Origin of the sequence: Rhodococcus ruber (assembly GCF_016804345.1) — a bacterium.
GTDB classification, from domain to species: domain Bacteria; phylum Actinomycetota; class Actinomycetes; order Mycobacteriales; family Mycobacteriaceae; genus Rhodococcus; species Rhodococcus ruber.
In genome coordinates, this window is record NZ_CP044211.1 from 702,752 (window position 1) to 724,580 (window position 21,829).

Annotated in this window: 16 protein-coding genes; 5 read left to right on the plus strand and 11 right to left on the minus strand. The window is 70.8% G+C overall.

Annotated features, from left to right (window positions below; all coding sequences use genetic code 11):
* Positions 1 to 163 precede the first annotated feature (163 nt).
* The 3 genes from F1734_RS03270 to F1734_RS03280 form a co-directional block, all read right to left on the minus strand.
* Positions 164 to 3,475: an arabinosyltransferase domain-containing protein gene (locus F1734_RS03270; RefSeq protein WP_140188202.1), complete on the minus strand. Its 3,312-nt coding sequence runs from the start codon at positions 3,473 to 3,475 to the stop codon at positions 164 to 166.
* Positions 3,476 to 3,536: 61 nt separating this feature from the next.
* On the minus strand, positions 3,537 to 6,788 hold the full coding sequence (locus F1734_RS03275) for an arabinosyltransferase domain-containing protein (protein ID WP_140188203.1): 3,252 nt from the start codon (positions 6,786 to 6,788) through the stop codon (positions 3,537 to 3,539).
* A gap of 108 nt (positions 6,789 to 6,896) precedes the next feature.
* Positions 6,897 to 7,166, minus strand: a complete 270-nt coding sequence (locus tag F1734_RS03280) for a helix-turn-helix domain-containing protein (protein WP_026137866.1) — start codon at positions 7,164 to 7,166, stop codon at positions 6,897 to 6,899.
* 38 nt (positions 7,167 to 7,204) lie between these two features.
* On the opposite strand from F1734_RS03280, the gene map reads away from it, so the two are divergent.
* The 3 genes from map to F1734_RS03295 all read left to right on the plus strand — a co-directional run bounded on the left by map (position 7,205) and on the right by F1734_RS03295 (position 11,381).
* Positions 7,205 to 7,972 (plus strand): type I methionyl aminopeptidase, encoded by a 768-nt coding sequence (map, locus tag F1734_RS03285; protein WP_040270436.1) that lies wholly within the window; start codon positions 7,205 to 7,207, stop codon positions 7,970 to 7,972.
* A 71-nt stretch (positions 7,973 to 8,043) separates the two neighbouring features.
* Positions 8,044 to 10,818: an FAD-binding and (Fe-S)-binding domain-containing protein gene (locus tag F1734_RS03290; protein WP_203011355.1), complete on the plus strand. Its 2,775-nt coding sequence runs from the start codon at positions 8,044 to 8,046 to the stop codon at positions 10,816 to 10,818.
* A 143-nt stretch (positions 10,819 to 10,961) separates the two neighbouring features.
* Positions 10,962 to 11,381 (plus strand): DoxX family protein, encoded by a 420-nt coding sequence (locus tag F1734_RS03295; protein ID WP_191902803.1) that lies wholly within the window; start codon positions 10,962 to 10,964, stop codon positions 11,379 to 11,381.
* A 55-nt stretch (positions 11,382 to 11,436) separates the two neighbouring features.
* On the opposite strand, the gene F1734_RS03300 is transcribed toward F1734_RS03295, so the two are convergent.
* From F1734_RS03300 to F1734_RS03310, 3 genes are read right to left on the minus strand one after another with little or no spacing between them, the layout of a single operon-like run.
* Positions 11,437 to 13,350: a galactan 5-O-arabinofuranosyltransferase gene (locus tag F1734_RS03300; RefSeq protein WP_203011356.1), complete on the minus strand. Its 1,914-nt coding sequence runs from the start codon at positions 13,348 to 13,350 to the stop codon at positions 11,437 to 11,439.
* 39 nt (positions 13,351 to 13,389) lie between these two features.
* Entirely contained in the window at positions 13,390 to 14,187 is a 798-nt protein-coding gene (locus F1734_RS03305; protein ID WP_017681187.1) for a decaprenylphospho-beta-D-erythro-pentofuranosid-2-ulose 2-reductase, read from the minus strand.
* The gene (locus F1734_RS03310; RefSeq protein WP_140188206.1) at positions 14,187 to 15,611 is read right to left on the minus strand and encodes a decaprenylphosphoryl-beta-D-ribose oxidase; all 1,425 of its coding nucleotides are present in this window, start codon (positions 15,609 to 15,611) and stop codon (positions 14,187 to 14,189) included. The genes F1734_RS03305 and F1734_RS03310 overlap by 1 nt, the downstream gene beginning before the upstream one ends.
* A 208-nt stretch (positions 15,612 to 15,819) precedes the next feature.
* Between F1734_RS03310 and F1734_RS03315 the strand changes: the two genes are divergently transcribed.
* Positions 15,820 to 16,242, plus strand: a complete 423-nt coding sequence (locus F1734_RS03315) for a GtrA family protein (protein ID WP_051009409.1) — start codon at positions 15,820 to 15,822, stop codon at positions 16,240 to 16,242.
* Between the two features lie 66 nt (positions 16,243 to 16,308).
* On the opposite strand, the gene F1734_RS03320 is transcribed toward F1734_RS03315, so the two are convergent.
* From F1734_RS03320 to rfbA, 3 genes are read right to left on the minus strand one after another with little or no spacing between them, the layout of a single operon-like run.
* A complete protein-coding gene (locus F1734_RS03320) occupies positions 16,309 to 16,794 on the minus strand; it encodes a GtrA family protein (RefSeq protein ID WP_029540188.1) in 486 nt (161 codons plus the stop codon).
* The gene (gene rfbC, locus F1734_RS03325; RefSeq protein WP_203011357.1) at positions 16,791 to 17,378 is read right to left on the minus strand and encodes a dTDP-4-dehydrorhamnose 3,5-epimerase; all 588 of its coding nucleotides are present in this window, start codon (positions 17,376 to 17,378) and stop codon (positions 16,791 to 16,793) included. The genes F1734_RS03320 and rfbC overlap by 4 nt, the downstream gene beginning before the upstream one ends.
* 2 nt (positions 17,379 to 17,380) lie before the next feature.
* The gene (rfbA, locus tag F1734_RS03330) at positions 17,381 to 18,253 is read right to left on the minus strand and encodes a glucose-1-phosphate thymidylyltransferase RfbA (RefSeq protein ID WP_010596168.1); all 873 of its coding nucleotides are present in this window, start codon (positions 18,251 to 18,253) and stop codon (positions 17,381 to 17,383) included.
* 64 nt (positions 18,254 to 18,317) lie between these two features.
* Here rfbA and rfbB point away from each other — a divergent pair, with 64 nt between their 5' ends.
* The gene (rfbB, locus tag F1734_RS03335) at positions 18,318 to 19,364 is read left to right on the plus strand and encodes a dTDP-glucose 4,6-dehydratase (RefSeq protein ID WP_203011358.1); all 1,047 of its coding nucleotides are present in this window, start codon (positions 18,318 to 18,320) and stop codon (positions 19,362 to 19,364) included.
* On the opposite strand, the gene F1734_RS03340 is transcribed toward rfbB, so the two are convergent.
* On the minus strand, positions 19,346 to 20,842 hold the full coding sequence (locus F1734_RS03340; RefSeq protein WP_124258827.1) for a DUF2142 domain-containing protein: 1,497 nt from the start codon (positions 20,840 to 20,842) through the stop codon (positions 19,346 to 19,348). The genes rfbB and F1734_RS03340 overlap by 19 nt on opposite strands.
* Entirely contained in the window at positions 20,835 to 21,785 is a 951-nt protein-coding gene (locus F1734_RS03345) for a glycosyltransferase (protein ID WP_124258826.1), read from the minus strand. The genes F1734_RS03340 and F1734_RS03345 overlap by 8 nt, the downstream gene beginning before the upstream one ends.
* Positions 21,786 to 21,829 lie beyond the last annotated feature (44 nt).

The following is a 21,829-nucleotide window of genomic DNA, read 5'->3' on the forward strand; positions in this document are numbered from 1 at the left end:
TTCGCGATCGAGCAGAATCGAACATTCGTGACATCGCGCCCGAAACGGACGACGTTACCGGCGGCGCGACTGGCCGAATGTCACATTCGGTCGATGGAGCCGAACCGGTGTGACATTCGGTCCGGAAGGCGCGAGAGGACCGCATGCGACGGCAGCGGGTGGCCTACTCGTACACGCGCAGCGTGCCCGGGTTCCACAGCCCGGAGCGGGTGACCGTCTCGGTCTGCGGCTCGGCCGGCACCGCGTCCGGGTAGAACCGCACGTACCGCTCGAGCGAGCCCCAGTCGCGGGCCCAGTCGTCCTTCAGGTACGTGGGGATCTGCTCGGGGCGCGCGAGGGCCTCGGTGAAGCCCAGCGGTCCGCCGTTGTCCGCGGACTGCCACGTGTCGGTGGAGGACACGGCCAGGGGTCGGTCCGGCAGGATGCGGTAGTTCGGCATCTCGGCGATGCCGTAGCGGTGGTCGAACGGACGCTGGCACGGGAACTGCAGGCCCACCGCCCAGTCGAGCAGCACCGGCTGCTCCGAGCCGACCACGGTGTCGAGCGTCTCGAGTTTCGGCACGCGCGGCGGTGTGAACGCCAGCCACTGGTCGCCCGTGAGGTTGGGGTCGTTGGCGACGATGCGGACGGCGTCGGTGTCGGCGGGCAGCTCCGACAGCGGGATGCGCAGGTTCCGCCACGACGGCGCGGGCCCGATGTCGCGCGGCAGGTAGGTGCCCTGCGGTTCGACGGTGCCGTCGGGCAGGCGCCTGCCGTACTCGACAAGCAGCGACTGGCCGTAGGTGGTGGCGCCGGTGTCGTCGACGGACCAGATGCGACCGGCCGCCGAGATGACGACGAGCGGCGCGTCGTCGGTGCGCTCGGGTAACCCGTACCAGCTCGACGTGAGCAACGCCGGTTCCTGCACGCCCTCCTGGTAGCTGCCGAGCACGGGGGTCACGGCCGGGTCGAGGCCGAACGGCAGCTTGGCGTCCGAGCCGTTGACGGTGCGCGCCCCGGTGCCGCCGGTGGTGCCGCCGCCGGCGCCGGTCTCGAACGTCGGCCCGACGCTCTGGTTGTCGGTGTTGCCCTGGCCGGGCTTGACCTCGACGTAGTCGGCCGTGAGGTCCGACGGGATGCCGTTGGGATCGAAGCCCACGGGTTCGGCTCCGGCGAGGGCGTCGCCGCCGCGGGGTGGGTTGTCCGGGTCGACGATGGGCGCGAGCCGACCGGAGTTCGGGTCCGATTCGACGAGGACGTCGTCGGCCAGCCCGCACGTCTGGCCGGCGAGCGCGCCGACGTTGGACCGGGCGAGCGAATACGCCGGATACTGCGATACCGCGCCCTTGAGCAGCGACAGCACCTCGAAGAGCACCATCGCTCCGGCGACGACGGTCAGGGGCGCCGCGGCGAACTTGCGGATCCGGCGGCCCTTGCGGGTCGTGGGTCTGGGTTGCGGCGGCGCGTAGCCCTCCCGCAGGTACTGCCACGCGACGAGCCCGAGGGCGAGCCCGAAGAGGATCAGGAACAGCGAACTGGACTGGTTGCCCTTGAAGGAGACGGTCTTGTCGAACCACGGGATGCCGTAACTCGACACGTACCACCAGCCGTTGATGCCCGCGAACGACACGGCCAGCACGAACAGCAGTCCGGCGAGGAAGATCGTGCGGTTGCGCCGCGACCGCAGCGCGCTCGCGGAGACGACGACCGCGGTGAGGGCCGCGAGGGACCCCGCGATGCCCGCGTACGCCCCGAAGTGGTGGGTCCACTTCGTGGGGTTGAACATCATGAAGAAGATCGTGCCGAAGACGATGCCGATCAGCCGCCACGACGGTCCCGTCGCGACGCCGGGGATCCGGCGCCGGCGCAGCAGCACCAGCAGCGACGTGAACAGGCACAGCAGCATGACGAGGAACGCGAACCGGCGGGCGAGCGAGCCGTCGACGGTCTGCACGAACAGGTAGTAGTAGCGGAGGAAGTCGTTCCACCACTCCTCGTTCGGGCCGATGATCGTGCGCACGCGGGTGGCCTCGAGCACGGCGGCGAGGGTCTGGTCGGAGAACACGACGACGAGCACGAGGGTGCCGGCGGCGGCGATCGGGGCGAGCAGCGGCAGCGTCCCGACCTCGCGGTGGCGGCGCACCACGATGCGGGTCATGGGCCGGATGCCGGCGAGCAGGGCGGCGACGCACATCAGGCCGGTGGGGGCGGCGGCGAGGGTGAACGCGCCGATCACCACCGCCGTCGCGGCGGGCAGCAGCCGGCCCGTGGCGATCGCCCGTTCGATCGAGCACCAGGTCAGCAGGGCGCCGAGCGCGACGATCGGCTCGGGGCGCAGGCCGTTGTTGTAGGGCAGCCAGAAGGCGAGGAACACCAGGCCGCCGGTCCACAGCGCGACGGCGTTGTGCCGGACGGCGCGGCCGAGGCGGGGCACCACCTCGCGGCTGATCACCATCCAGCAGGTGATGCCGGCGAGCAGGGCGGGCAGCCGCATCCAGACGCTGGCGGTGGAGACCTCGGCGAACGCGGCGAGCACGTCGTAGTACCAGCCGAAGGGGGCCTCGGGGACGCCGAACCAGCGGAAGTAGTTGGCCATGTAGCCCGAGTGCTCGGAGACCCGGGCCATGGTCAGCAGGTAGCCGTCGTCGGAGGTGTTCGCCCCGAAGAAGTGCCACCCGAGGAGGGTGCCGACGACGACCGCGTCGACGCCGGTGAACTTCCACCAGTGCGACGGCAGGAAGCGGCGATGGCCCCGGCCGTCGGTGCCGTCGAGTTTGGCGAGCGCACCGATCGCCAGCGCGGTCGACAGGGCCGCCAGGATCATCGCGAGGAGCTTGACCACCGTCGGCGACGACGAGAACCGGGAGTCGACGTCGACGGTCACCGACATGCCGGGCACCGTGGTGTCCAGGTCGCTGAACACGCCGACGACGAGGGGGCGCAGGTCGCCGGTCAGCTCACCGGCGCGCGGGTTGCCGTTCTCGTCGCTCAGGCCGACGAACTCCGCGGTCGTGCGGTCGACGTCGGAGAAGATGCTGATCTCGGTGCACGCGGCGGATTCGACGTCGCTGCGCGGGGCGGTGGCCACGACGACGTTGCGGTCGAGAACGTCCACGTTCGCGGCGCCCACCCGCACGAACATCGCGTTGAGTGCGGCGCCCTCACCGCTCGGTGGTGCGGTCGCGAGGAGCATGCCACCGCCGGGCGGCATGCTCGCGACGGCGGTGCACGGCACGGTCGCGCTCAGCTGCAGCGGCACCTGCGACATGAGCGGCACCTCGACCGGCCCGGTCGAGCCGTTCTGCGGCCAGGTGACGGTGGCTTCGGTGACCTTGACGGGCAGGAACGGGGTCGCGACGGCGAGGAGCACACCGAGCAGGCCCGCCACCGTGGCGACGAGCCGGGCGGTGCGGTACTGCGCCCGCAGATCCCGGGCAACCGGCGGCCGGGACACGGCTGCGGAGGGGGCGGGAACTGTGGTCACGTCGTCGGGCACGATTGTCGATGGTATCGGGCGCAGATGAGCGGACGCACCGTCCCTACCGACGCGTAGGACCTCATTCACGCATTACGGGCACACCGTCGCGGATCGGGCCGGGTGTCCACCAGCCCCAGCGGACGACGTCCTCGGTGGTGATCTCGGCAGTCGTCGCGCTCGGATCGATGGGTGAGTATCGCTCCAGCGAGCCCCAGTCGCGGTCCCAGTCGTGGTTCAGATAGGTGGGGACGGTCTCGGCGGTGAGCAGCAGCGGTATCCAGCCGAGCGGGCCGCCACCGATGTCGTCCTGCCAGCCGTTGGTGGAGTCGGCCCCGACCCGGTCGGGCAGGATCCGGAACTCGGGGACCTCGGCGACGCCGTAGCGATGGTCGAACGGACGCTGGCAGGGGAACGCCAACCCCACCGACCAGTCGAGCAGGACCGGTGCCGTGGAGCCGACGACGGTGTTCAGGGTCTCGAGGCGCGGCATCCGCGGCGGCGTGACCGCCACCCACTGGTCGGGGGCCAGGTTGCCGTCGGTCACCACCAGCCGGACGGTGTCGGCGTCGGCGGGGATCCGGTCGCTCGGCACCCGCAGGTTGCGCCACGACGGAGACGGTCCGATGTCGATGGGCGCGACGCGGGCCAGCGGCTCGACGCTCGAACCGTCGCCGGTCCGGCCGAACTCGAGCAGCACGTCCGCACCGGGGGTGAGGACGCCGTCGGGGTCGACGTAGTGCACGCGGCCGGCGACGGTGACCACCAGCAGCGGCGTGGCGTCGGTGCGGTCGGGCAGCGCATACCAGCCGGACTCGAGCACGGCTTCCTGCTGCGCGCCGGCGCGGTAGCTGCCGAGCACGGGGGTGCGGGCGGGGTCCAGGCCGAACGGCAGCGCGACGGTGCTGTCGTTGATGCCGGCGGCACCGCGGCCGCCGCCGGTGCCGGCGCCCGTGGAGGTGGTGGTGCCGCCCTCCTCGGTGTCGACGGTGTTGGCGCCGCCCGTGGTGGAGATCTCCTCGTCGGCGGTGAGGTCGAGGGCGACGCCGTTCGGGGTGAAGCCGTCGGCGGTGCCGGCGCCGAGGGCGCCGGCGACGTCGCCGTCGACGGGGGCCAGCGCAGTGGCGTTCGGGTCGGTCTCGACGAGGACGTCGTCGGCGAGGCCGCAGCTGCCGCCGGTCAGGGCGGCGGCGTTGGACCGGGCGATCGAGTACGCCGGGTACTGCGCGACCGCGCCCTTGACGAGCGAGAGCACCTCGAACAGGACGACGCCCGCGGCGACGACGGTCAGCGGCGCCGAGGCGATCGCCTTCACGCGGCCGTTGCGGTCGGGTCTCGGGGTGGCGAACGGTTCGCGCAGATGGAACCAGGCGGCGACGCCCAGCGCGACGAGGGCCAGCGCCAGCAGGCCGGTGGAGAAGGCGCGTCCGGAGATCGACGGCGGCTTGTCCCACCAGGGAATCCCGTAGCTCGAGACGTACCACCAGCCGTTGGAGCCGGTGAATGCCAGCGCCAACACGAACAGCACCCCGGCGGTGAAGAGCGCGCGGTTGCGGGCCGAGCGGATGCCGACGGCGCCGACCCCGACCGCGGCGAGTGCGGCGACGGATCCGGCCAGTCCGGCGTACACGCCGAAGTGGTGGGTCCACTTGGTCGGGGTGAGCATCATCAGCAGCAGGGACGCGAAGACGATGCCGAGGATGCGGCGCGACGGCCCGAGGGCCGTGCCGGGGATGCGGCCCTTGCGCAGGATCAGCATCACGCACACGACCAGGCACAGCAGCATGACGAACACGCCGAACCGGCGGCTGAGGGATCCGTCGGGGGAGACGGTCAGCAGGGCGTCCCAGCGCAGCCGTTCGTCGAACCACGGCACGTTGGGTCCGACCGCCGAGCGCACCCGGGTCGCCTCGAGCACCGACGCGAGGGTCTGGTCGGCGAAGACGACGACGAGGACGACGGTGCCCGCGGCGAGGATGGCGGCGAGGGGCGGGACCACCCCGACGAGCCGGCGGCGGCCGACCAGCCGGACGAGGACGGGCCGCGCCCCGGCGACGAGCGCGGCGACCGCGATGAGTCCCGTGGGTCCGGCGGCGAGGGAGAAAGCGGCGAGCAGCACGGCGATCGCGGCGGGCAGCATGCGGCCGGTGGCGACGGCGCGTTCGATCGAGCACCAGGTGAGCAGGGCGCCGAGCGCGATGACGGGCTCGGGGCGCAGGCCGTTGTCGTACGGCAGCCAGAAGGCGAGGAACACCAGCCCCGCGGTCCACAGCGCGATGCGGTTGCGGCGGACGGCGACACCGAGCCGGGGAATGACCTCGCGGCTGATGACCATCCAGCAGGCGATCGCGGCGAGCAGGGCGGGCAGCCGCATCCACACGCTGGCGGTGGAGATCTTCGCGAGCAGGACGAGCACGTCGTAGTACCAGCCGAACGGGGCCTCGGGGACACCGAACCACCGGTAGTAGTTGGCCATGTAGCCGGCCTCGTCGGAGGCGCGGGCCATGGTGAGGATGTAGCCGTCGTCGGAGGTGTTGGCGCCGATGACGTGCCACAGCAGCAGTGTGCCCACGACGACCGCGTCCACCGCGGTGAACCGCCACCAGTGGGCGGGCAGGATCCGGCGGGCGCGGCGGTTGTCGACGCCGTCGAGGCGGTGCAGCGCCACGAGCGACAGCAGGGTCGCGAGGATGCACACGAGCATCGCGACGAACTTGACCAGCGTCGGGGTGGAGGTGAACCGCGAGTCGAGGGCGGCACGGACGGACAGCCGCTCGGCGTCCGGGCCGGAGGTGAGGGCCTGCGCCGATCCCTGCAGGTCGGAGTAGACGCCGACCATCTGCGGCCGATGATCGCCGTCGAGCGTGGCGATGTGGTGCCCGTCGTCGTGTTGCCCGAGGCCGACGATCTCGGCGGCGGTGCGGTCGGCGTTGGTGGCGACGGTGACGGCTGTGCAGCGGTGCTCGTCGTCGATCGGTGCCGACACGACCACCGAGTTGCGCAGCACCACCTCCATGGCGGCGGGCCCACCGTCGGTGCCGGGGACCGTGCGGATCACGAGGGCGTTCTCGGTGGCGTCGGGGGCGTCCGGCGGCACGGTCGAGATCAGGGTGCCACCCTCGTCGCCGAGCAGCGGGAAGGCCGAGCAAGGCACGCTCGCGCGCAGTTCGAGGGGGGCGTAGGAGACGAGGGGCGCCTCGATGTTGGTCAGGTCGCTGCCCTGCGGCCAGCTGACGGTGGCGGCCTCCTGCCGGACCGGCAGGAACGGCACGGCCAGGGCGAGCAGCATGCCGAGCAGTCCGCTGACCGTCGCGACGATCCTGGCCGTGCGCACGCGCGCCTTCGTATCGGCGTAAGCGGGCGTTTCGGGCGAAAGGACATCGACGGGCACAAGGATCGATGCTAGGCGAGGGACGGGGGAGGCGGGGGTGGCCTCCTCCGGTCAGGAGGCGGCCTCGTGCTCGGCGGGATCGTCCGTCGGGTCGCCGGCCAGGTCGTCGAGGGAGAGTCCGAGGACCCGGGCGAGCGCGGTGACGGTGAAGAAGGCGGGCGTGGCGATGCGTCCGGTCTCGATCTTCCGGAGGGTCTCGACGGAGATGCCGGCCTCGGCGGCGACCGTCGCCATCCCGGCGGCGCCGCGTGCCGCGCGGAGGCGTTCGCCCAGGCGTCGTCCTCGCTCGAGTTGGGCCGGAGTAAGTGGTTCGCGCACCATTCCCGTATAGTAATACCGGTATTTCTATTGGAGGTGTGATGGTCGAGTTGAAGACGCCCGGCGAGGTCGAGGCGATGCGCGCCGCCGGTGCCGTGGTCGCGGAGGCGCTGGCAACCGTACGGGCCCACGCGGGAATCGGGGTCTGCCTGAAGGACCTCGACGACGTCGCCGCCGAGGTCCTCCGAGCCGCCGGCGCGACCTCCCCGTTCCTGGGCTACCACCCCGACTGGGCGCCGTCGCCGTTCCCCGGTGTCGTGTGCGCGAGCGTCGGCGACGCCGTCGTCCACGGCATTCCCGGCAGCTACCGGCTCCGTGACGGTGACCTGGTGAGCATCGACTGCGGGGCGGTGCTCGACGGCTGGTGCGGGGACGCCGCCGTGAGCTTCACCGTCGGGACCGCCGACCCCGAGGACCTCGCCCTGATCGCCGCGGCGGAGGACGCCCTCGCGCGCGGCGTCGCCGCGGCCGTGCCGGGAAACCGTCTCGGCGACATCGGCGCGGCGATCGGCGGATACGTCCGCTCCCGCGGCTACGGCATGCTCGCCGACCACGGTGGTCACGGCATCGGCCGCCGCATGCACGAGGACCCGCACGTGCCCAACGAGGGCCGGGTGGGGCGGGGGATGCGGCTGCGGCCGGGACTGGTGCTGGCCGTCGAGCCGATGCTGCACGCCGGCGGCGGCGACGCCTACCGGCACGACCCGGACGGATGGACGCTGCGCACCGCCGACGGCAGCCGGGCCGCGCACTGTGAGCACACCGTCGCGATCACCGAGGACGGACCGGTCGTCCTCACCTCCCGCTGACGGCGCATCGACCCCGGCCGTGCCGGTCCGACCTGCGACGAAGCGACCCCTGCAGGCACTAGCATCGGCCTATGGCCCGGGCGAGGACGATCGGCGAGGCCCTGCGCGACGCGGGCATCTCCGAGGTGTTCGACGACACCACCACCCGCGCGCTCTACTCGTCCGACGCCTCGCTCTACCGGGTGCCCCCGCAGGCGGTGGTGCGGCCCCGCGAGATCGACGAGGTCGGCACCGTGCTCGAGGTGTGCCGCCGGCACGGCGTTCCGCTCACCTCACGCGGCGGCGGGACCTCCGTCGCCGGCAACGCCGTCGGGCCCGGCGTCGTACTCGACTTCGCCCGCCATCTCGGCCGGGTCCTGCGGATCGACCCCGAGGCGCGCACGGCGACCGTGCAGCCCGGCGTCGTCCAGTCCGAACTGCAGCGCGCCGCCGCCCCGTACGGACTGCGCTTCGGACCCGACCCGTCCACCCACAACCGCTGCACCGTCGGCGGGATGATCGGCAACAACGCCTGCGGTGCCCGCACCCTCGGCTACGGACGCACATCCGACAACGTTCTCGGTCTCGAGGTGCTCACCGGCGCGGGCCGGCACCTGTCGCTGCCCGACGACGCCCCCGTTCTCGAATCACTGCGCCGGATCACCCTCGACCACCTCGCCACCATCCGCACCGAGTTCGGCCGGTTCGGCCGGCAGGCTTCCGGCTACGCCCTCGAACACCTGTTGCCCGAGAACGGGTTCGACGTCCTGCGCTTCTTCGTCGGCAGCGAGGGCACGCTCGGTGTCGTCACCGAGGCGACGGTGCGGCTCGTCGCCGACCCCGCGGTCCGCGTCCTGGTGGCCCTCGGCTACCCCGACATCGCGACGGCGGGCGACGCCGCGCACACGTTGCTCGGCTTCGGTCCGACCGCGTGCGAGGGGCTCGACTCGCGGATCGTCGACGTCGTGCGCGCGCGGCGCGGCGCGGCGGCGGTGCCTCCGCTGCCGCGGGGGGCGGCGTGGTTGTTCGTCGAACTGTCCGGCGACGACGCCGACGAGGTCCTGGCACGGGCGCGATCCGTCGAACACGCTGCGGTGGCGGTGGATTCACTGATCGTGACCGACCCCGGCAAGGCCGCGCAGCTGTGGCGCATCCGCGAGGACGGGGCGGGACTGGCCGGGCGCAGCCCCGCCGGGCGGCCCGCCCACTCCGGCTGGGAGGATGCCGCCGTCCCGCCGGAACGGATGGGGGAGTACCTGCGCGAGTTCGAGTCGCTGCTGTCCCGGTACGGCGTGACCGGCTATCCGTACGGTCACTTCGCCGACGGCTGCATCCACATCCGCCTCGACGTGCCGCTCGAGATGCCCGGAATGTTCCGCGAATTCCTTTTCGCAGCAGGGGAACTCGTGGCGTCGTTCGGGGGGTCGATGTCGGGCGAGCACGGCGACGGCCGGGTGCGAAGCGAACTGCTGCCCCTGATGTACTCGCCGACCGCGCTGCGACTGTTCGGCGCCGTCAAGGCGGTGTTCGACCCCGAGGGCCTGCTCAATCCCGGTGTGCTCGTCGACCCGGCTCCCGTGGACCGGGACCTTCGGATCCCGGCCGCGCACCGGGTCCGGGACCTGCTCGCCTTCCGGTACGCGGGCGACGACGGCGACTTCAGGCAGGCCGTGCACCGCTGCACCGGCGTCGGCAAGTGCCGCGCCGACACCGCCGGCCTCGGCGGGGTGATGTGCCCGTCCTACCTGGCGACCCGGGAGGAGAAGGACTCCACCCGCGGCCGGGCCCGGGTCCTGCAGGAGATGCTCAACGGCACGCTCGTCACCGGGTCCTGGCGCTCACCGGAGGTGCACGAGGCCCTCGAACTGTGCCTGGCATGCAAGGGCTGTGCCTCCGACTGTCCGACCGGTGTCGACATGGCGACGTTCAAATCCGAAGTGCTGCACCAGAGTTACCGGGGTCGGCTCCGTCCCGCCACGCACTACACGCTGGGACGGCTCCCGCGCTGGGCGGCGCTGGCCGGTCGCGCACCACGCGTCGTGAACACCCTCGCCAAGCTGCCGGGGGTGGCGTCCGCCGGACTGACCCTCGCCGGCGTCGACCGGCGTCGCCGCGTGCCCGAGTTCGCGCCCCGCACGTTCCGTCGCTGGTTCGCGGACACGGCGGCCGAACGTCGCACGGACGGCGAGCCCGTCCTGCTGTTCGTCGACACCTTCACCGAGTACTTCACGCCGGAGGTGGCGATCGCCGCGGTGCGGGTCCTCGAGGCGGCCGGCCGACGGGTGTGCGTGACCGAAAAGCAACAGTGCTGCGGGCTGACGTGGATCACCACCGGCCAGCTGGATACGGCCCGGAAGATCCTGGGCCGCACCATCTCCGCACTGTTCCCGGCCGGCATGCCGATCGTGGGCCTCGAGCCGTCGTGCACGGCGGTCCTGCGCTCCGACGCCGTGGAGCTGCTCGGGTTCGAACCGGCACGCGCCGTCGCGGACTCGACGGTGACGCTGGCCGAACTGCTCGGCGACTGGGAACCGCCGTCACTGTCCGGGACGTCGGTGGTGGCCCAGCCGCACTGCCACCACCACGCCGTGATGGGCTGGGGCGCCGACGCCGCGCTGCTGCGCCGGGCCGGTGCAACGGTCACCCGGCTCGGCGGATGCTGCGGTCTCGCCGGCAACTTCGGGGTGGTGCCGGCGCACTACGACGTCTCGGTCGCCGTCGCCGGGCACCAGCTGCTGCCCGCGATCGCCGCGGCGGGTCCCGACGACGTCGTGCTCGCCGACGGCTACTCCTGCCGCACCCAGATCACCGATCTCACCGAGCGTCGCGGCCTCCACCTCGCCGAGTTGCTGGCGTCCCGGTTGTGAGCCGGGGCTCGGTTCCGGGTGTCGGGACCGGGCTGGGGCGGCTCGGGTCGCCGGATCGGTGCGGTGCGGTGCGGTGCGATGAGTTTTCCGGGGCCGGCCGGTCAGTCCGTAGCGAGACCGCCACCCCGACCGAGGAGCCTGCCATGATCTCGACCACCACCCGCCCCGCCGAGCGTCCCACCGACCGGAAATTCCGCATCGCCGGCCTGGTGATCACCGGCCTCGTCGTGCTGTTCCTGCTGTTCGACGCCGCGATCCACGTCCTCAACGTCGACCAGGCGCGGCAGGCGATGATCGATCTGGGCTTCGATCCGAACCTCAACTACGTCATCGGCGTCGTCATGCTCGTGTGCCTGGCGCTGTACCTGGTCCCGGTCACCTCGATCCTCGGGGCGGTGCTGCTGACCGGGTATCTCGGCGGCGCCGTGGCCACCAACATGTTCAACGAGATGCCGCTCTTCAGCACCATCCTGTTCCCGGTCTACGTCGGTGTGTTCGTCTGGGCCGGGCTGTATCTGCGTGATCCGGTGGTGCGGTCGGTGATGCCGCTGCGCCGCGGATAGCACGCCCACGTCGCGACGGTCCGCGAACGGTGTTCGCGGACCGTCGTGGTGCCCGCTATCCCGTCCGGGCGACGACGACGAACGGTCCGATCTCCGAGACCGTGAACCGCGGATCGTCGAACAGCGACTTCGGATACGTCACCGTGTAGCGACGGACGTTGGGGTCGTTGGGGTACACGTCCTCGGCGAGCCGGAGGGTGTAACCCTCGGCGCCCTGCCGGAACACGACCGCATCGGGTCCCCGCCACGGGGACTCGTCCCACGCGGCGAGCAGCTCGTCGGTCGTCTCGACCGACGCCCAGTCCTCGATCGCGGCGGCGCGTCCCTCGAAGTCCGCCAACGGGTTCGCGTAGTGCGACGTCAGCGCCTGGAACCCGAGATACGGGTAGTAGGCGAGGAAGGTGGTGTCGGCGGTGAGGACGACGATCTCGTCGCGCGGCCGGCCCAGCGCCGCGGTGATCGTCTCGTCCAGCTCGGCGTAGTAGGCGCCCGCGCCGGGCGGACGCTGATCGGCGCGTTCACCGTTGCCGTCGGTGTCGGTGTAGGCGACGGTGATCTCGTTCGCGAGGACCTGGGGGATGTTCTGGGTGAACGCGAGCGCACCCAGCGCGCCGACCGCGATGAGCGACCACCGCACCCGCTGGTTCTCGCTGGTGGCCAGCACGATCCAGCGGGTGAAGTCGACGAACGCGAACGTGCCGGCCGCCGCGAGCAGCACGAGCAGGATCACCTCGAGGCGGAAGGCCAGCAAAGTGTTGCCCATCGCGGTCAGCGCCATCGACGCCAGGTACCACAGGTACACGGACACCACGCCGAGCCCGAGGGCCTGCGCACGCCGCGACGACGTGGCCCGCCCGACCAGCCACACCGTGCCGAGCAGGCACAGCAGCCCGATCAGGGAACCGTGGAACATCGGCAGGGGCAGCCGCGCCCCGGTCTCGGGCAGGTAGTGCGTCGCCGTGCCGGATCCGGCGGTGGACCCGCCCCGCAGCACCTCGAGCACGAACGGCGCCCACACGAGCAGCGCGACGGCGACGGCGATCCCCGCGATCACGCCCAGCCGTACCAGCACGGGGAGAGCGGCCCGCCAGGTGCCCGCCGCGCGTCGCGCGAGCACCGCGGCGACGACGGCCATCACCGTCACCGCGAACGCCGCGATCCCGAGGTAGAGGGAGTAGAACGTCGCGGCCAGGCCCAGGAAGAGCCCGGTCCCGACGACGGCTCCGCCGCCCGGTGTGTCCTTTGGGCTGCCCCAGCCGCCCAAAGGACGCACCGGGCGCGACAGCGCCCCCCACGCCATGACGAGGGCAGGCGCGATCAGCAGCGCGACGAACGCGCCGTACGGCTCCGGAGAGCCGTAGGCGAGGACGATGGCGGTGGTGGCGGTGGCGACCAGCACGGCCAGGTCGACCCGCACCAGCGCGGTCCACAGCACGAGCCCGACGACGGCGGCGACGGCCAGCGACACGATCGACCACGGCTTGAACGCCTCCCAGCCGTCCAGGCCGAGCAGGCTCGCGAAGCGGCCGCCCATCCAGAACCAGCCGGCGGGGTAGAACGGCGGCAGGTCCGCGTACGTCATGTCCCGCAGCGCGGGGGAGTCGGTGAGCCGCGTCAGGTACTCGGTGCGGAACTCCTGGTCGACGGAGATGCCGTGCAGATAGAGCTTCGTCGCCGCCAACGGCATCCCGAGGGTGACGGTGACCAGACCCGACAGACCCGCCCACGACAGCACCCGCGCGAACGCCGTCCACCGTCGCCGGCGCAGCAGCACGACCGAGCCGGCGAGCACGGCGAGCGCCCCCACCTGCAGCACCGTCGTGACGGCCTGCGTGACGTTCGAGGAGTTGAATGCGGGCCACTGCACGCGCGCGAACGCGAACAGCCCCACGGCGGCGACGATCGTCGCGACGACAACCGCAGCGGCCCCCTCGCCGGCGGTGCGGAGGGCTCGCCGGAAGGGGGCCACGTCGGAAGAGGATACGACTGGGTCGGACACCCCCGCAGCCTAGATCGGCAGCTTCCGGAAGATCGCGCGCGGGATGTGCCGCAGCACCATCATCACGTACCGGAAGGCGCCCGGAGCCCAAACGATCTCCTTGCCCTTCGCGGACGCGGCGACGGCCAGCGCGGCGACGTCCTCCTTGTCGACCGTCAGCGGCGCTTCCTCGACGTGGGCGCTGAACTTGGTGCGCACCTGTCCGGGACGCACCACCGTCACCCGCGGACCGAACGGCGCCAGGGCCTCCCCGAGGCCCAGGTAGAAGCCGTCGAGCCCGGCCTTCGCGGAGCCGTACACGAAGTTGGCTCGCTTGACCCGCTCACCGGCGACGGAGGACATCGCGATGATGCGCCCGTAGCCCTGCGCCTTCATCTTCTCGCCGAGGAGCACACCGACCGACACGGCCGCGGTGTAGTTGATCTCCGCGACCCGGATGGCCTTGGCCTGGTTCTGCCAGAGCTCCTCGGCATCGGCGTCCATGCCGAACGCGACGATCGCGACGTCGACGTCCCCGGCAGGAGCGGAGCCTGCGGAGCGACCGTTTCCGGCGAGATCCCAGGCCCGGGCGATCATGTCCGGGTGGTTGCCGGTGTCGAGGGCGTCGAAATCGATCAGGTCGACCTTGGTGGCCCCCGCACCCTTCATCTGCGCGACGGCGTCGTCGCGCAGGGGGTCGTTCGGCAGGGCGGCGAGGATCACCCGGGCCGGCGCCTTGCGCAGGTACTCCTCGACGATGGCGAGTCCGATCTCGGACGTGCCACCGAGGAGCAGCAGGGTCTGGGGGTTGCCGACGGCGTTGATCATTACTGCAGTTCCAACCTTCTGGACATATCGGAGGCGAACACGTTGGTGGGGTCGACCGAGCGGCGGATCTTGATCCATTCGCCGATACGCGGGTACATCGCGTGGAACGTCTCGGCGGAGGTGCGCGAGTCCTTCGCGGTGTAGAGACGGCCGCCGAACTCGAGGACGCGGCGGTCGAGTTCGCGGACGAACTCGTTGAGCCCCGCCTTGATGGGGAAGTCGACGCAGATGTTCCAGCCGCGCATCGGGAAGCTCAGCGGCGCCTTGTTGCCCTCCCCGAACAGCTTGAACACGTTGAGGAACGAGTAGTGCCCCGAGCGCTGGATGTCGACGATGATCTTCTTGAACTCGTCGACCGCCTCGGTCGGCACCACGAACTGGTACTGCAGGAACCCGTTCGAGCCGTAGGCGCGGTTCCACTCCCCGAACATGTCGAGCGGGTGGTAGAACTGCGTCAGGTTCTGGACCTTGCCCGTGTAGTTGCCGGACTTGCGGTACCACAGCTCGCCCACGGCACTGAAGGTGTACTTGTTGGCCAGGCCGTTCGGGAAGATGTCCGGGAACGTCAGCAGCGTCGGCGCGTCGAACTTCAGCGGGTTCTTCTGCAGCTTCTTCGGCAGCTGGTCGAGCTTGGCCAGCGAACCGCGCGAGATCGCGGCCCGGCCGAGCTTCGGCAGCGGCGCGACCGCGTCGAACCAGGCGCTCGAGTAGTCGTAGTTCGCCTCGGAGCCGTCGCTGTGCACGGCGATCGTCTCGTCGAGGGTGCTGGTGACCACGCCGTCGGCGATGAAGTACGCCGTCTCGGTGGGCGTCATCTCGATGGTGGCGCGCAGGATGATGCCGGTCAGGCCCATGCCGCCGACCGTCGCCCAGAACAGCTTGGAATTGCGCCCGTTGGGAGTGAGGGTGCGCACCTGGCCGTCCGCGGTGAGCAGGTCCATCGACCGGACGTGGTTGCCGAAGCTGCCCGCGCTGTGATGGTTCTTGCCGTGGATGTCCGCGCCGATCGCACCGCCCACGGTCACCTGCCGGGTGCCCGGCAGCACCGGGACCCACAGCCCGAACGGGAGCGCCGCGCGCATCAGCTGGTCCAGGTCGACGCCCGCGTCCACGGTGACCAGCCGCGATTCGCGGTCGATCGTGTGGATCCGGTCCAGCGCCGTCATGTCGACGACGAGCCCGCCCGCGTTCTGCGCCGGATCACCGTACGAGCGGCCGAGACCACGGGCGATGACACCGCGGCGCAGGTGCGACGGCTTGGACTCGTTCTGCTCCGCGACCCGGGCGACCGCCTGCGCGATCACCTCGACGTCGGGAGTGGACAGCACTTCCGCGGTGGTCGGGGCGGTGCGCCCCCAGCCGGTCAGAGTGCGGGTCTGGGTGGGGAGCGGCGCGGCGGCCGGCTCTGCAGCTGTCGTGGACATCGCCGTACAGGTTACCCGCCGGTCGCAGCGGCGAGAGTGTGTCGCCGGTGACGCCCGGCGTCCCGGCGTCCGGATTGCCGGAAGCGTCCGGCTGCGTTCCGTCGCGCAGCGGGGACGCGGGCCCCGCTCGCATAGGCTGTCGCCCGTGTCCGAGCATCCGCAGCACCCGCACTGGCAGACGCAACCGGAGCATCACGCCCCCCTACCGGTGGAGATCCCCGTCACCGACAGCACCGCGGACGAGGCGCTCGACCTGAAGACGCAGATCGTGCGGTTCGTCCTCACCGGCGGGCTGTCCGCGATCGTGGACTTCGGCCTCTACGTGCTGCTGCTCGCCGTGGGGCTGCACGTCAACGTCGCGAAGTCGCTGTCGTTCGTCGCCGGCACCACCACCGCGTACCTGATCAACCGGCGCTGGACCTTCAGGGCCGAACCGAGCCGGGCCCGGTTCGTCGCGGTGGTGATCCTGTACGCGATCACCTACGCCGTCCAGGTCGGCATCAACTACGTGTTGTACGACGCGCTGCCCGACGAGTGGTGGCGCGTGCCGCTGGCGTTCGTCGTCGCGCAGGGCACGGCCACCGTCATCAACTTCGTGGTGCAGCGCGCCGTGATCTTCCGCCTGCGCTGAGCCGTGGGGCGAGCGAATGTCTCGCTCGTCTCCGGGGCGGCACGGACCGTTCCCTCGGGGCGGCGGTCAGCCGCGCTCGGCGCGACGGAAGGAGAAGTCCCGGTAGCCGAAGAAGCTCGCCGTCGCGGTCACGACGGTGATCACGATCTGCGACGGGATCGGCGGGAACCCGAGCACCGAGACGGCCACGGTCATGAGGGCGAGGTTCAGCAGGAAGGCGCTCAGGTTGACCGTCACGAACCGCCACAGGTCGCGCAGGAAGTGACCGCGCACCCGGAACACCAGATAGCGGTAGGTGGAGAAGGCACACAGCACGTTCGAGGCGTAGCCCGCCACGATCGCGAAGTGGTAGCCGAGGGTGTCGCCGACGGCGAGCTGCCACACGATGAACCACGCGGTGCCCAGCGCGGTGTTGAACGCCCCCACCAGCAGGAACGCCACGGCCTGGTTCTTGAACAGGCGCATGAGCGGACCCGGCGCCCCCGTCATCCCGCCGGGCGCGCCGGCGGGCTCGGTGGCGGGATCGGGGGAGGGCACCGGCTGCGCGCTCACCTGAGGTACCGCGGCAGCGACCCGGCGGCGACGGCGTCGGCCAGCGACGGTGCGGCCTTGTCCTTGGCGGAGAGTTCGTAGTGCAGGGGTGTGCCGTCGCGGCCGGTGGTGGGCCAGTCGATGCCGATCTGCGGGTCGAGGGGGTCGATCTCGTGTTCGCGGTCGGGGTTGTAGGTGGTCGAGCACAGGTAGACGACCGTGGAGCCGTCGGCGAGGGAGCAGAAGGCGTGGCCGAGGCCGTCGGGGAGGTAGATCGCGCGGCGGTCGACGTCGTCGAGCAGGACCGCGTCCCACTGTCCGAAGGTGGGGGAGCCGACGCGCAGGTCGACGGCGACGTCGAGGACCGCGCCGGCGACGCAGGTGACGTACTTGGCCTGCCCGGGCGGGACGTCGGCGTAGTGGATGCCGCGCAGCACCCCGGCGGCGGAGACCGAGCAGTTGGCCTGGGCCAGGTCGAGCGGACGGCCGGCGGCGTCGGCGAAGGTGGGTTGTTTGAACCATTCGTAGAACACGCCGCGGTCGTCGCCGAACTGGCGGGGGGTGATCTCGAAGGCGCCGGGGATCTTCAGTTCGCGGTAGTGCACCGTCAGTGTCCTTCCCGGTCGAGCAGGTCGAGCAGGTAGCTGCCGTAGCCGGATTTGACCAGCGGCGCGGCCAGGGCACGCAGCTCGTCGTCGGTGATGAAGCCGCGCCGCCACGCGACCTCCTCGGGGGCGCCGATCTTCAGGCCCTGGCGTTGTTCGATGGTACGGACGTAGTTGCAGGCGTCGAGCAGCGAGTCGAAGGTGCCGGTGTCGAGCCAGGCGGTGCCGCGGGGGAGGACTTCGACCTGGAGGCGGCCGGCCTCGAGGTAGGTGCGGTTGATGTCGGTGATCTCGTATTCGCCGCGGTCCGACGGGCGCAGGTCGCGGGCGATGGCGACGACGTCGTTGTCGTAGAAGTACAGTCCGGGCACCGCGAAGTTCGATTTGGGGGTGGCGGGTTTCTCCTCGAGCGACAGGGCTCGGCCGTCGGAGTCGAATTCGATCACGCCGTAGGCGCTGGGGTCGGACACCCGGTAGGCGAACACCGCCCCGCCGTCGAGGTCGGCGAACCGGGTGAGCTGGGTGCCCAGGCGCGGACCGTAGAAGATGTTGTCCCCGAGGACCAGGGCGACGCTGCCGTCGCCGATGTGCTCGGCGCCGAGGACGAACGCCTGGGCGAGGCCGTTCGGTTCCGGCTGGACCCGGTAGGTCAGGTTCACCCCGTAGCGCGACCCGTCGCCGAGCAGCCGATGGAACTGCGGAGCGTCCTCGGCGGTGGTGATGATCAGGATGTCGCGGATCCCGGCGAGCATGAGCGTCGACAGCGGGTAGTAGATCATCGGCTTGTCGTAGACCGGCACCAGCTGCTTGCTCACTCCCAGGGTGATCGGATGCAGTCGGGACCCGGTGCCGCCGGCGAGAATGATTCCGCGCATGACGGGCAGTCTCCCATCCGGGGTGGACGCGGACCAACGACCGCACCGCCGGTAGGGTTGCCGCATGCGGTTGCTCGTCACCGGCGGTGCCGGTTTCATCGGTGCGAACTTCGTGCATCGGACCGTCGCCGACCGCCCCGAGGCGCAGGTGACGGTGCTCGACAAGCTCACCTACGCCGGCAACCTCGCCTCCCTCGACCCGGTCGCCGAGCAGGTCCGCTTCGTCCGCGGCGACGTGGCCGACGCCGACCTGGTGGACGAGCTGGTGGCCGAGTCGGATCTGGTGGTGCACTTCGCCGCCGAATCGCACAACGACAACTCCCTGGCCGATCCGTCGCCGTTCGTGCAGACCAACCTGATGGGCACGTTCACCCTGCTCGAGGCGGTGCGCCGGCATTCGGTGCGTTACCACCACATCTCCACCGACGAGGTGTACGGCGACCTCGACCTCGACGATCCGGCGCGGTTCACCGAGGCCACCGCCTACAACCCGTCGAGCCCGTACTCCTCGACCAAGGCCGGCTCGGATCTGCTGGTGCGGGCGTGGGTGCGCTCGTTCGGGGTGGCGGCGACGATCTCGAACTGCTCGAACAACTACGGCCCGTACCAGCACGTGGAGAAGTTCATCCCGCGGCAGATCACCAACGTCCTCGACGGGGTGCGGCCCAAGCTGTACGGCACCGGGGCGAACGTGCGGGACTGGATCCACGTCGACGACCACAACCGGGCGGTGTGGACGATCATCGACAAGGGCGAGATCGGGCAGACCTACCTGATCGGCGCGGACGGGGAGACCGACAACCGCACCGTCGTCGAGACCGTCCTCGAGTTGTGCGGCAGGGACCGCGGCGACTTCGACTTCGTCACCGACCGGCCCGGCCACGACCTGCGCTACGCGATCGACGCGACCCGGCTGCGCACCGAACTCGGCTGGCAGCCGCGCTACCGCGACTTCCGCGAGGGCCTGGCCGCGACGATCGACTGGTACCGCACGCACGAGCACTGGTGGCGGCCGCAGAAGGACGCGACGGAACGTGGATATGCCGCGCGCGAATCGGTGAGCGCGTGCGGAGCCGACGTAGGCTCAGGACCTCACCAGACGACGAAGTAGTACCGCAGGATCGTTGCGAGCAGCGAGGTCGCGGTCAGGGCGACGACCGCGACGGCGGTCCCGCGCCCCGGAGGGGCCCCCGTCGCGCCGACCACGCGCAGCGGTATCCAGCGCAGCAGCACGGCGGCTCCGACCAACGCGATGGGGATGAAGTAGCGACCCTGCACCCCGTCGATGAAGTGGTATCCGACGGGGGAGAAGGACAGGTACAGCGTCCCGAAGATCATCCCGACGGTCAGCAGCACCACAGCCGCTGTGATCCAGGTCTGCGCGGCGCTGGACCGCAGGCGTTCGGACATCCCGAAGGCGAGCACGATCGCGAGGAGCGCACTGACGATCGCGGTGCCCGGCACCTGCACGTAGCCGAATCCGAGTTCGCCGAAGAATTGGATGAAGTAGAGCTGGTCGCGCAGCATGAGCGTCCGGAAGAACACCGCGACGAAGTGGGCAGGGTCGTGCAGGACCCCGGACAGCTGCTCCTCGGGGACGACGCTGTACCACTGCGCCTGCGGCCGCATCCGCCCCATGCCCTCCGTGGTCCCGGCCGAGATCTTCGTCCAGGCCAGGAACAGCGCGGCACCGGCGGCGGCGGCGACGATGGGCAGCCACCGCATCCGACGGGTCCAGCCGAGCCGCGCCACCGGAACCACTACGACCAGCATCGCGAGCAGGAGATACGTCGGCTTGCACAGCGGCAGCAGCACGGCCGAGGCGAGCAGGACGGCGCTTTCCGGCCGGGTGAGACGAGCGCCGAGGAACACTGCTTTGACGAGCAGCGCGGAGACCGTCAGCGCCACGCCGTTGGTGACGGTGTCGGCCGTGATGGTGCCGGCTTGGAACACCGCGATCGGCAGCAGGGCGAGGGTGAACGCGAGCCAGCCGATGCGGTACGCGCGCAGGGTGTTGATCGCGTACCCGGCGAGTGCGAGGTAAGCGGCGAGGCCGGCGAGGCGTGCGGACAGCAGGAGCCCGCCGACACTGGAGCCGAGGGCTTCGGCGATCCGGATTCCCGCTGCCGAGGGCAGGTAGGTGGCAGGGGAGTACGCCGCGGTGTTGGAGAACCAGATCGTCGCGCGCCCGTCGGATACCGCTGCCGACTCCAGCCGGTCGTAATCCTCCGGCGACTCGACCATCGGCTCGGGCTCGGGAGGGTTGTTCGCGTAGTCGTTCAGCGCGTAGGCCATCAGCGCGTCGACGGAGACGGGAACGTCGCCGCCGTAGGCGACACCCCGGTCGTCCGGGATCTGCTGGGGCAGCATTCCCCCGTGCGCGACCTGGTAGGCGCGGCCGAACTGGGTGATCTCGTCATGCCCCCAGAAGGCCGGGGTGATCACGGCGAAGACCGTGCCTCCGATGGCGGCGACAATCAGGAACGCGATGGTGGCCGCGCCGAACAGGGGGCGCCGGGGCGATTGCGGGGTGGCTAGTCCGGGCTCGAGCGTCTCCGGTTCGGTCGCCAGGGTGGACTTGTCACTCACGGTCCACGGTCTCCCCGGGGAGGGCGCCGCGGAGGTAGAGGAGACGGGCCATCTCGTGCCGCGAACGCCGGATTCCGTCGAGGATCAGCCCGGCGGTCCACGCCAGGCAGCCGAGCATCACGAGTGTGAACGCGAGGAAGAGCGTCGGGAACCGCGGTACGAGACCGGTCTCGTAGAACTCGATCACGATGGGCACTGCGAGCACGACCGACAGGAGCAGGCTCAGCGTGCCGAACAGACCGTAAAACGCTACGGGGCGCTCGTGCCGGGCGAGATCGACGATCAGCGACAGGATCTTGGTTCCGTCGCGGTAGGTGCGCAGCTTGCTCTCGCTGCCCGCCGCCCGATCCCGGAAGCCGACCTGTACCGAGGTCTGGGGCACGCGCAGGTGCAGCGAGTGCACGGTCAGTTCGGTCTCCACCTCGAACTCCCGGGACACGGCCGGAAAGCTCTTGACGAAGCGGCGCGAGAACACGCGGAAGCCGCTGAGCATGTCGTGGACGTTGGTGCCGAACACCCAGCCGACGACGCCGTTGAGCACCTTGTTGCCAGCTTCGTGACCCGAGCGGTAGGCGTTGACGTCCGCGTCCTGGGTGCGAACCCCCAGCACGTGGTCGTAGGGACCGCTGAGGAGGGTCTCGATCATCTTCGGCGCGGCGAAGGCGTCGTAGGTGTCGTCGCCGTCGATCATCACGTAGACGTCGGCATCGATGTCGGCGAAGGCCCGGCGCACGACGTTGCCTTTGCCCTTGACGTCCTCGCGGCGCACGATGGCCCCCGCCTCGGCGGCGCGTTCGGCGGTGCCGTCGGTGCTGAGGTTGTCGTAGACGTACACGGCGATCCCGGGAACAGCTGCCTTGAGGTCGCTGACGACCTTGCCGACGGCAGCTTCCTCGTTATGGCAGGGCACTATCGCCGCCACCCGCAATGTGGAGTAATCCACCGGCTGAACTTCCTCGGATCGTCGATGCTGATCGGATGCGTCGT